The sequence below is a fragment of the Serratia sp. H1w genome, assembly GCF_000633355.1.
Taxonomy (GTDB): Bacteria; Pseudomonadota; Gammaproteobacteria; order Enterobacterales; family Enterobacteriaceae; genus Chania.
On the sequence record NZ_AYMQ01000053.1, the window covers coordinates 1 to 10,365 of the forward strand.

Below are 10,365 nucleotides of genomic sequence, written 5' to 3' on the forward strand. Positions count from 1 at the left end.
TACTCGGCCAGGCTTTGCAACGCCCAGGTGGTTTCCCCCTCGTGGGGCAGAATGCGATTATTCGCATCAGGCTGCGGGGCTGAAATCACCGTTTCCAGCACCGTCTGCCGTCCTTCCACCTGCAAGACCGGCCGGCCCTGATGCTGTTCGCACCACAGCGTCAGCGTCGCCGCCACTTGTGGATCGTCGCCCAGAAACAGTGACAGCGGCTGGGTTGGCCACACGTCCCCCGGTCCCTGGTAGTGAAACGTCAGGTGGATCTCGCTGTGGGCATTGGTGACGATCAACTGCCGGTCAATCAGGGCCAAGGGTTGCAGCGTCAGGGCATGACAGGTCTGGAATACCTGCGTGCGGCCGTCAGCTGACAGGGAAAGCGACTCGCCCGCGGGCAACGTCAACGGCGCATCCAGCGTGCCCGCCTTGGCGCTGATGTTCACCACGCCACAGGCCGGAATGGGCCGCAACGGGAAGGGCCAGATACGGGAAAGGTGCCCCTGCGTCACGTCGGGGAAACCGTCTTCCAGCCGTTGGCGCAGCCCGGCATTGAGCAGCGCCGCCCCCTGGATCAGGCATTCCACATCCGGATCGCCGGCATGGCGGCCCAACTGCGCGGCCAATGCCGGGCTTTCCTGCGCCACCTTGTCCGCCAGTGCCCGCAGGTAAGCATGTTCTTCTCGAAGGTGATCGGTAAAGTTCATCGGTCAATCCTTGACGTGGGTTACCTGCGGACAGGCAACAGGGTGTAAGGCTTCGCTTCAGGCTGCCCCACAAAGGTGGTCCAGCCCAACTGGGTACGCTGGGGATCGCCGAGCTTCAATCCCCCGGCCTGTTGCTGGGCCAGCGTCAGACGCAGATCCCACACCAGCGGTTCACGCAGGATGTATTCGACAAAATTGACCAACAGGCGATGCTGCGTCCCCCCAGGCAAGAACGTCAGGTACTGTTCCTGGGTCAGTTCGTTGATCGACAGCTGGAATTTGACACTGCGATCGCGCATCCGGCTGCCAATGACAAAATTGCCCCCCAGCAGTGAACGGGGTTGATGGCGTTGTCCGCGCACGGCGGTGACCTGCCCCAGGCGATTTTGCTGTTCGTCACTCAGCGTCATGATGTGAGGCATGCAAGACTGCACCGTCACGTCCGAGAGCGAGAAGAAGTGGCCCACCAACCGGGCGATCACCTCTGGCGAGCGGCCCGGCGAGGCCAACAGACCGGCGTAGGCCAGCATGGCCTCGGCATTGATGCCCAGTTGCTCGCGTGTCTGTGGATGGCCCAGGCCGATCAGGGCAAAAATACGTCCCGAGGTTGCATCGCGGCCCCCCGGTTTAAAGGTGATCTCATAGCGGTACTTACGCCAAATCTGGTGCGCGAGAGACAGTGGCCGGTGGTTGAACACCGCCAGAAACGCATTGAGCCGTGTCTCCCCCTGCGCCGTGCTGCTCGCAATGTCATCCAGATAGTAATAGGGCAAGGGTGACTGGCTGCCCTGCAGGCCAAGAAAACTCACCGTCAGACGCAACGGACCACCCGGTTCATGGTGCAGCTCAACCACATCGCTGGCGGCAAAGCCCAACCCGGCCGCGGCGCTGAAACGCAACGCCTCCCGGTTCGGCGGCAGGCCGAGCGTGCGGGCCGGATCGAGTCCTGCCAGCCGGTTCAGCCCTTCCACCAGGCGGTAAAAGTCATACTGGCTGGCGTTTTCGGCGATCACCTGGAGCTGCTGCTCCTGCTCTGCAGTGGGGATCATGGAAATCGGTAAGCCTCCTGGTTATCGTGGTTGATCACGGTGAGGGTATGGAAATGGTTGACGCTGACGCGCTGGGCTAGGAAGTGCGCCAACACCCGGCCATACAGATACAGCTCACCTTCCGAATCAAATGCCCCCTGTAACTGCACACGCAGCTCCGAGGCCAGGCCATCGATGGGCACACCGTCGACAATGCGTTCAGCCGGGCGCACGGTCAGGGTGAGTAACCCGGCTCTGCGCCGCCGGGAGACCCCGGCCGCCAGTTCACTGTGCCAGGCGGGCAGATCGCAGGCGCTCAACACCTGTCGCAATGCCGTCAGCGTCAGCAGTGAACGGCTGTTCAGCGAGAGGTTGCGCAGCAGCGCGGCCTGCAAGGTGGCATCCAGCCGGGGGCTCAACGGTACCGACGGGCGGGTGATATTGTGGACACGTACACCTGGCGGGCAGCCGGTGGCCGGTTGACGCAGGTCACCCACTTTCAGTTGCAACGGCAAGCGGCGGTGGCTGCACGTGAGCCGTACCGACACCGATTCCGGCGGCAGGTTGTCCAGGTTTTCACCATGGCGCACCAACACCAGATGATGGTTCAAGCCGCCTGCCGAGGATGGCGTGACCCGTGAATGGTAATACCCCGCGCCCTGCTGATGGGTGAAGCGCTCAAACGGCAGATAGTGTCGAGGGATATCACTCTGTTCTGACACACCAGCTACCTCATCCACCGAGAACACGTCGTAATCTTCGGGGTGGCGCACGCTGGGGGTGAGCGGCAGTTCGGACTGCGTGCCGTCCAGGCTGACGCCGTCACTGTAATGGCTGAACAGGTTGATGGCCGGGGTACAATGCAGGCGCACCGTCTGGCGGTTGATGACCAGTGCGGACGGCAAGGGCCGGGAGAACGTAAACCGCAGGGTAAAACCGTGCGAGGCCGACAGCGGAGGCAGGTTGGGGAAGCCCGTCACGTCCATAAATAAAAACGCGCTGGGGAAACAGGCGTGTTCCTGCAGCAGGCGATAGCCCGGATCGGCATTCTGTGGCCAGGGCAACAACGCCTCGTCGTCGTTGAAACCGACTGGGGTGAGCGCCAACTCCGGCAGTGGCCAGCTCTTGCCGCTCACTTCCAGCGTGGCCAGGCTCAGGTATTCGCTCAGCCATAAATGCAACTGTTTGCCGGTGTGGCCGTCCTCTCCCAGATACAGCCGCAACCCATTTAACGTGCTGAGATCCAGCGGCCGATCCGCCGTGGTGACCAGGTGCAGGCACAGGCTGTCGTGGCCGTGGCGTTGCTCGCGGCTGACCGCCTGTACCTGGAGCGGCCACAGCCGGGTATCGCGGCAGGTACGAAAATGGCAACGCAGCGTCTCCTTACCGGTGGTGACCGGCAGCGGGACACTGACCACCGTGGCCCCTTTGGCAATGTGGGTGCAGGCCTGCGCGGGGTCGGTTTGAAAATCCTGCTGCCATTCCAGTACGGTCATGCTGGGCGTCGGGCGCAGAAAATAGGGCCACAGCAGGGTCAGCATATGGTGGGTCAGGACCGGTAACTGGTCGGCCAACTGCCCCTCCAACTGCCCGCTCATCCAGGCCATCCCCTCCAGTTGCCGCTCTACATCGGGGTCGTGACCGGAGGCGGTTAAAAACGAAACCAGCGGCGCATGCGTCTGTTGCAGTGTCTTGGCTGCCTGGTGTAACGCGTTGCGCCGACGCGCCTGAGAGGATTGCCGATTTTTATCCCGGTTCATGGTGAAGACGTCCTGTCTGTAAGATTATTTATCCAGACGCCCGGTCAGGGCGAGGACGAAGTTGGAGCCCATGTGCTTGAAATGCGGCTGCACATGCAGTTGCGTCAGATACCAGCCTGGGTCGTGCTCCACTTCCTGCACCTCAATGCGGGCTGCGCGCAGTGGGCGGCGGCTGCGCACACTGGCAGGTGGGTTCTCCTGATCGGAGACAAACCGTTTGAGCCAGTTATTGAGCTGAAGCTGCAGGTCACCGCGATTTTTCCAGCCACCCAGCCGTTCACGCTGCAGCACCTTGATGGTGTGCGCCAGTCGGGTGATGATAAACAGGTAAGGCAACTGCGCCCCCAACTGTGCGTTGACCCGGGCGTTCATCCCTTCTGGCGTGTTATCTGTCTCGAGTGGCGACTGGACGGAGTTGGCGGAATAGAACACCACGTCCTGCCCTTGCTTGCGCACCCCGAGCGGAATGAAGCCCGCCATCGACAAGGTGTACTGCCACTGGTCTGAGAGCAGCGTCTCGGTCGGGATTTTTTCCTGCCAACGCCCCAGCGCCGGGTAGTATTGAGCAGGCAGGTTGCGGAACGCCCCGCCGCTGTCGGCTCCGATAATGTTCGGGCACCAGCGATAGCGGGCAAAACTGCCCGCCAGGCAGATGGCCAGCAAAAAAGCGCTGTTGCCCCACAGCAGATGTTGATGAGAAGCCACCTGTTCCTGATAGGTAAACTGCCGGACCTGCTGTGACGCCTGGGTGTACGGCTCACGCTGCAGAAAACGGCACACCGTCAGCCCCAGGTAACGGGCATCGGCGGTGTCTCTGAGTGCCCGCCAGCGCAGGTGTGTCGGCGAGGCCATGACCGCATCCAGGTCAAGAAGGGTGGGTAAATCGGCCAGAGTATCGACGCCGAAGAAACGGGCATCTGCCGCCGACAAGAACGGCGCATGCGCCATAGCGCTGACCACGCTCAGGTAGTGCAACAGTTTGATATCGGCAGTACCGGGGGTGAAATCGTAGCAGCCAATCACCGCCGCCACCGGTACCCCGCCAAACTGGCCGTAGCCTGCCGAATAGACATGGCGATAATAGCCCGACGAGGTGATATCGATGGAGAACTCGAAATCCGCCCGCAGTTCTTCCTGGGTGGCATGAAGTAGCGTCAGTTGAATGTTTTCATGAAACGGGATGTTATCCACCAGCAGGGACAGCCCACGCCAGGTCGATTCCAGCCGCTGAAATTCGGGGGCATGCAGGATGGCATCCATCTGTGCGCTCAGACGCTTATCCAGCTCCCGTAGCAGACGGTCAATCAGCAGAATATTGAGGGCGACGTCACGGCCTTGCTCCGGCAAGGTGCCCAGTAACAGCGCGATATCCGCGTAGCTGACCGTATATTCACTGCCGTTCAGCGGTGCGAGTAGCCAGGCAACCCGTGGGCAGTGCGGTTGAAAAACGGCGGGTTCGGTCTCTAAGGTGTCTAACGTTGCCACGGCATCCTTGCTCCCTGTGCTCCTGCCGTTCTGGCGGAGTGATTAGCGCTGAACGAAATCCCCGTCAGGCGTTACATTCATGTTGTGAAGCTATCAACTCGGCCCCACAGGCGGCTTTCATTCCCTCCACTGCCACCTGTACCCCACCGACCTGTGCGGTTGAGGCCCCCATCACGATGGGAAATACGCCTTTGCATTGCGGGCAGGACACCAAATGCCCCACCAGCGCTACGTTGGTTCCGCAGAACTGCATGGCTGAAGATCCCTGAAGTACCACACCCCCATGAGAGGTTTTGTCGCCTTGTAAAATGACGGCCTTCCCTGCCATACGCCCTCCATACTTGGCAATTTCTTATCAGATTACAGGATGTTTTGAATCGAAAGAAGCAGAATGGTAATAATTTCTAATGAATATTATACGCAATGTGAGGGATGCCAATCTTTGAGGGCAATCCGGGCCATTGTTGCATTGCTGGGTTCGCGAACGTTGGTCAGATAAACCGACCGCTATTGTTCTGCGTTACGCATTGCATCCGGTAGAAGGCAACAGGCGCAGGAAGTTGCCTGGCGATATTTCTCAGCACTTCGTGTTGCGCAGTAAATTTGGCCGGTATTGTGCGACAGGCCAAAAAACACGGTTCTAATGGAAAGAAAACCTGGGACTCCATTGTAAACGGGGTATCACTATAGGTAGCAGCCCATGCCTGACGAATGAGAGCCAGAACCGTTTCCTCGCCTTCCTGCTGTTGCCTGCAACAGAACGTACTGAGATTGAGCATCAGCATGACCTGAATATCGCTTGAGGTACCCATCCCCCATAATACCCTGAGCATAGTGGGTGGTGCTGCTTTGCCTTCTGATTGCCGTATCTCGATGTATTGATGGGTCATCTGCTGAAGCGCATGAATAAATTGCACGACAGCCTCTTCAGGAAGTCGCAATGCGTCAACATCGGGTTGTCGCAAGCTAAACCGAAAAGCCGCCAGTCGTGGGTAATGGTCAATGGCTGCCTGTAGTTCACGATGGATCAACTGCGCATCTGTCAGTTTTTCATTAAGTCGTTCCATGGGATATCTCTGGTCGGGGTCAAAAGAAGGGAGTGCTACGTAATTAAATCGTGAGCACGCCGATATGCCCTAGACTTCCTGAAGCAGCTACGCTGACAGCGGATATCAGTGGCGTAGTCACGCCACTGCAGGCGTTTAACATATTTAGCTGAGTGCTGGCGGAAGCCGTGGGCGACCCGTTAGCGGGCGTTCAGGCACCTCGTTACAGCCGTGAAGTAACAATCCCTCTTTCTGCTGAGTCTTAGTCAGATATTCCAGTGCCAGCCGGATGTTAGTGATGCTGTCTGGATCGTTGTAGTGCACCGGGATATTGATATTGGCCCTGTAATGCTCTTTAAATTCACAGCGATGATGCCAGCCATCGCCATCGGTAATAACGTTCCAGAACTCACCCGCTTTCTCTGCCCAGGGGTAGGGAGTTTGGGTTCGATTACCATCCAGCCAGAAGACCACATGACCATGGTAGTGATGATCCTCTGTCCACTCGATGACCCAGAAATACCCCACTACTGCTTGAAGGTTCATCATTTTGTTCATCAGTGACCGGATATCCCTTTCCAGTTGGCAGTGATCCTGTTGATGATATTGGGTTGTGTGGTGCCGATAGAACAGGTCTATACGGATAGCCAGCAGGCAGGCATAGCGATTTACCATTTCCCCGGTATGCCAGCCTAGGACAGACGACAGAAACCAGTCTGGCGTCCAGGTTAGTTTAGTATTCATATGATTAACTCTTGGTAGCTGGTAGAGACCAGCAGGAGAGATGGAGGTAACCCCTTGAAGAGGGACGATTGACAGGATGATCTGCAAGGAGTTACTGGAGTGGTTGTAAAAAGGGAGTGCCTATTAATAATATTAATTAACCGATATTAATTTTAACTCCCAAGGCATCCTAAGAACCCTTACAGAACAAGGCATCAAGCCTAATTCAATGGTTCGGCTGTCGTTCGCCATGCGAAGCAGAGATACTCGTCCATCATGTTGGTAAGGGCTGGATTCTCTGCCTGCCTTTCGTTAATCCAGATATCCACCTCTTTGCTCTTTTTGAACCGGAGTTTCTCAGTCCAGTCTTCCAGGTTATTCCCCAGCATCAAATCATACCAGCACAGCCAGACAAGCTTCAGACGCAGCTCATTGCCGCTGAACTGCCGAAACAGGCTGATGAGCTTATTTGCCAGCGAGCGTTGTTTTAAACGCGCGCATTCAGAAAGCAAAACACCTTCAAGCATGGGGTGGTGGGCCAACAAGTGCTCCTGTGTGAATAAGCTTACGCTCAGGTCATCATCGATCGATAATGATACTGCCGCTGCTTTTCCGTAAATAAGTCGGTGTATGCAGTGGGGCACAATGGCAATAACAGCTTCTTTCCCAGGAAATTTAAGGCAGCCTACCGTCAGGGTATGATGATGGTAAATATTCTGATGGCACATGCCCTGGCTGACCATTAGCTTCGTAAAACCTGTCAACCAGGTCTGGTAATATCTGTAGAGCTCTTCGTAACGGGGTTTATAGTCTTTCATGGTGCATATTCCTTCTGACTGGAATGACAGGCAGCAGAAAACCTCCGGGGTAGCCGGATAATCATTTTCATGCTGCGGGTTTAGTTAGGGGAGAGGTTTATTTGCGGGACTGGTTAACACGTTCCTGAAGCCAGGCTTCGACTTCGCTTTTAAGCCAGCGGGAGCTTCGACCCAGTTTGATTGGTTTAGGAAAGACACCGTCTTTAATGAGCTTGTAAAACCATTTGTCTGTCAGTCCTGTCAGACTGGTGATAAATGCCATGTCGACACATTGGTCTTCGATAAGAGAAGGACGAGCGTTCATGATTGTTTCTCCGGTTATGAAGGGTAAGCCGGATTCGTGATATTTGATTACGACCACTGCTCCGGCATACCAACCGGCTGATACGTAAAAAAAGAGAGTTACGTTGACCTCCATGTTTCTAGCTGACGGGTGGACATGTTCATATCGTTATGGCCCTCGCTTGCTACCTTTGCAGATCTTTACTTCTAAGACACCAATAGCATCATCGCATGTGATGACAGGAATTGATAGGTTATCAGTGTGTTGAAGAAAGTCATACCTCCCATTGCGCCGTCATTATCTGTCTTTTTTGCCATACAGTAACCAGGTCCTAAGTAAATTTATAACCTTAAAATATCAATGTAAACTTCGTTTTATCATGTTATTATCACCTTATTATGTTTGTTTTTTGAACTGATTGGGTAAAGGATGAATCAGAAAATTTTGTCAGATAAAGTTCTAAATGAGAGGGAGAATGCGTTTTATTCTCATTTTATGAATGGGCGTCAAATCTCTGTACTTCCACCTGATATTTGTGATAATCCGGAAAGTTTTATCGCTTACATCAAAAAAAACAGAGAAAACCTGAATTCAAGGCTCTCAGATTTCGAGTTTGATAACTTTATTTCTGATATGCGTTTAAAGTGCAAAGCTTCACTAGTGCCTTTAGAGAAAATAGCATGGATAGGAAGTAATGAGCGGGCATGTTTGTTTTCTTGGTATCAACTAATGAAATTTATCAAAGATAACGATACTAAAATAAAACAAGATCTGTTTGATAGGGGGCGGCTTTCTTTTAAAGAAGAGTATTTAGAAGGAAGGGGCTTCCCGTCAGATTCGTCTGCGCAGATAAGGCAGATACTTAGAACTCTCGATCTTCTCTCAGACAAACAGTTGCGGAATAACTGGATTGAGGAGACTAAAATCCGCTGGATAAGGGCGTTCAAAACAAAAATCCCCTTCAATTATCTTTTCCCGGAAGACGAACACGAATGCGTATGGACATGGAGTTATTTGAAAGATAAAAGTATCGCTCTAGGAAACTTAATCGATTTTCCTGGCTCTGCCGATATCTATCATGCAATCAACCTTTCATTCGATATTTGGGTTACTGATGAACTCACATTGTCTAGCGAAGTTCAAAAATTCAGAAATAGCTTCAACAAAGCCAAAGCTCAGCGGAAGTACAAAAGAAACCAGGAAGAAAAAATCAATGTTCAGTTTTTTCTTGATGTAAAAACAAGAGAGTACCTCAAAACATTATCGCGGCTCAGGCGGAGAAATACCGGTGAATTATTGCACGATTTAATCGTGGAAGAGTATCAAAGACTTAAGCATTCCAAATAATTTCAGATAGATATTATCTCCGTGAATCCTCCCGCATCCTTACCGGATTGCGGGGCTTTTTGTTTTTCATGCTGAGATCTCCGTATGCAAAAATCTGACGGCCTTCAGGCTATTGAGAGGCCACTGGCTTCTCTGCCTCACACCATCCGCAACCACATTCTCGAACGCCTCCGCAGTCTTACGCAGTACGAGCCGGTGATCGCTATCATGGGTAAAACCGGTGCCGGTAAAAGCAGCCTCTGTAACGCCCTGTTCCAAGGCGAGGTAACGCTGGTCAGTGATGTTGAAGCATGTACCCGCGACGCGTTGCGTTTTCGGCTCAACAATGGTTCTCACAACCTAATGATTGTCGATTTACCCGGCGTTGGCGAAAGTGAGCAACGCGACAATGAATACACTGCGCTGTATCGCCGTGTCCTGCCTGAAGTGGATCTGATTCTGTGGGTCATCAAAGCCGATGATCGTGCTCTGTCGGTGGATGAGCATTTCTATCGAAAGGTAATGTTGGCGTATCAGCACCGGGTGTTGTTTGTAGTCAATCAGGCCGATAAGGCCGAACCTTGCCACGGATGGAACATCGCCGACAACATGCCTTCCCCGGACCAGCAGTTAACGATTGAAGCTAAGTGTAGCGCTGTCCATCAGTTGTTTTTGCCACACCATCCTGTATGCGTGGTGTCGGCCCGAACCGGATGGGGGATGGAAGCGATGGTGGGGCATATGATGTGCAGCTTGCCTGACCGGGCTACCAGCCCACTGACGACACAACTACACGGGAGGCTCTGTACCGAACCGGTAAAAAAGCAGGCACGCGAGCGCTTTGGGAGTGCAGTGAGTGAGGTGTTTGGTACTGTGGAGTCGTCGTCTTTTCTGCCTGCTCCTGTTCGAACTGTTATTCGCACTGTGCGGGAAGCGGTGGTGACGCTCGCCCGTGCCGTCTGGGACTGGATTTTCTTCTGACAAACCTCGCATGACGGACACTCCCTGTCCGATCGGCGTTCAATTAATAAGCGGTCAATCCTCTGGTAACGCTTAAGGGCGCATCACAACTGTATTCGTTGTACTGAAAAAATACGCCTCCCTGTGTCCATACCCTGTCCTCTCCCTTCGTTACACTAATCACTTAATTTTCAGCCTATTAACAGGATGGAGAATACTGAACCGCCCCGGTTTTCTT

11 protein-coding genes are annotated in these 10,365 nt (G+C 54.1%); 2 read left to right on the forward strand and 9 right to left on the reverse strand.

Annotated elements, in window-relative coordinates:
• The 9 genes from U869_RS0111665 to U869_RS0111705 form a co-directional block, all read right to left on the reverse strand.
• Positions 1-698, reverse strand: a 698-nt coding sequence (locus tag U869_RS0111665) for a type VI secretion system baseplate subunit TssF (RefSeq protein WP_025122844.1), incomplete at its 3' end; no start/stop codon positions are given.
• Between the two features lie 20 nt (positions 699-718).
• On the reverse strand, positions 719-1,747 hold the full coding sequence (gene tssG, locus U869_RS0111670) for a type VI secretion system baseplate subunit TssG (protein ID WP_037439062.1): 1,029 nt from the start codon (positions 1,745-1,747) through the stop codon (positions 719-721).
• On the reverse strand, positions 1,744-3,486 hold the full coding sequence (tssF, locus tag U869_RS0111675; RefSeq protein WP_051590099.1) for a type VI secretion system baseplate subunit TssF: 1,743 nt from the start codon (positions 3,484-3,486) through the stop codon (positions 1,744-1,746). The genes tssG and tssF overlap by 4 nt, the downstream gene beginning before the upstream one ends.
• Positions 3,487-3,510: 24 nt before the next feature.
• Positions 3,511-4,971, reverse strand: coding sequence for a type VI secretion system contractile sheath large subunit (gene tssC / locus U869_RS0111680; RefSeq protein ID WP_025122870.1), 1,461 nt, complete (start codon positions 4,969-4,971; stop codon positions 3,511-3,513).
• 64 nt (positions 4,972-5,035) lie between these two features.
• Positions 5,036-5,299 carry a PAAR domain-containing protein gene (locus U869_RS0111685; protein WP_025122871.1) on the reverse strand — a complete coding sequence of 88 codons (264 nt, stop codon included), beginning with the start codon at positions 5,297-5,299 and terminating at the stop codon, positions 5,036-5,038.
• 163 nt (positions 5,300-5,462) lie between these two features.
• Positions 5,463-6,038, reverse strand: coding sequence for an inovirus-type Gp2 protein (locus tag U869_RS30015; RefSeq protein ID WP_025122872.1), 576 nt, complete (start codon positions 6,036-6,038; stop codon positions 5,463-5,465).
• A 144-nt stretch (positions 6,039-6,182) separates the two neighbouring features.
• Positions 6,183-6,761, reverse strand: a complete 579-nt coding sequence (locus tag U869_RS0111695; protein WP_025122873.1) for an inovirus-type Gp2 protein — start codon at positions 6,759-6,761, stop codon at positions 6,183-6,185.
• Positions 6,762-6,961: 200 nt separating this feature from the next.
• A complete protein-coding gene (locus U869_RS0111700) occupies positions 6,962-7,558 on the reverse strand; it encodes a hypothetical protein (protein WP_025122874.1) in 597 nt (198 codons plus the stop codon).
• A gap of 97 nt (positions 7,559-7,655) precedes the next feature.
• On the reverse strand, positions 7,656-7,862 hold the full coding sequence (locus tag U869_RS0111705; protein WP_025122875.1) for an AlpA family transcriptional regulator: 207 nt from the start codon (positions 7,860-7,862) through the stop codon (positions 7,656-7,658).
• 408 nt (positions 7,863-8,270) lie between these two features.
• Here U869_RS0111705 and U869_RS0111710 point away from each other — a divergent pair, with 408 nt between their 5' ends.
• Both U869_RS0111710 and U869_RS0111715 read left to right on the forward strand, forming a co-directional pair.
• Complete coding sequence (locus tag U869_RS0111710; protein ID WP_025122876.1) at positions 8,271-9,188, forward strand: hypothetical protein; 918 nt, start codon at positions 8,271-8,273, stop codon at positions 9,186-9,188.
• 84 nt (positions 9,189-9,272) lie between these two features.
• Positions 9,273-10,148, forward strand: a complete 876-nt coding sequence (locus U869_RS0111715; protein WP_025122877.1) for a GTPase family protein — start codon at positions 9,273-9,275, stop codon at positions 10,146-10,148.
• Positions 10,149-10,365 lie beyond the last annotated feature (217 nt).

Coding starts and splice junctions, on each gene's coding strand:
- U869_RS0111695 (WP_025122873.1), bottom strand. CDS start 6,761: ATGAATACTAAACTAACCTGGACGCCAGACTGGTTTCTGTCGTCTGTC.
- U869_RS30015 (WP_025122872.1), bottom strand. CDS start 6,038: ATGGAACGACTTAATGAAAAACTGACAGATGCGCAGTTGATCCATCGT.
- U869_RS0111710 (WP_025122876.1), top strand. CDS start 8,271: ATGAATCAGAAAATTTTGTCAGATAAAGTTCTAAATGAGAGGGAGAAT.
- tssF (WP_051590099.1), bottom strand. CDS start 3,486: ATGAACCGGGATAAAAATCGGCAATCCTCTCAGGCGCGTCGGCGCAAC.
- U869_RS0111715 (WP_025122877.1), top strand. CDS start 9,273: ATGCAAAAATCTGACGGCCTTCAGGCTATTGAGAGGCCACTGGCTTCT.
- U869_RS0111705 (WP_025122875.1), bottom strand. CDS start 7,862: ATGAACGCTCGTCCTTCTCTTATCGAAGACCAATGTGTCGACATGGCA.
- tssG (WP_037439062.1), bottom strand. CDS start 1,747: ATGATCCCCACTGCAGAGCAGGAGCAGCAGCTCCAGGTGATCGCCGAA.
- U869_RS0111685 (WP_025122871.1), bottom strand. CDS start 5,299: ATGGCAGGGAAGGCCGTCATTTTACAAGGCGACAAAACCTCTCATGGG.
- U869_RS0111700 (WP_025122874.1), bottom strand. CDS start 7,558: ATGAAAGACTATAAACCCCGTTACGAAGAGCTCTACAGATATTACCAG.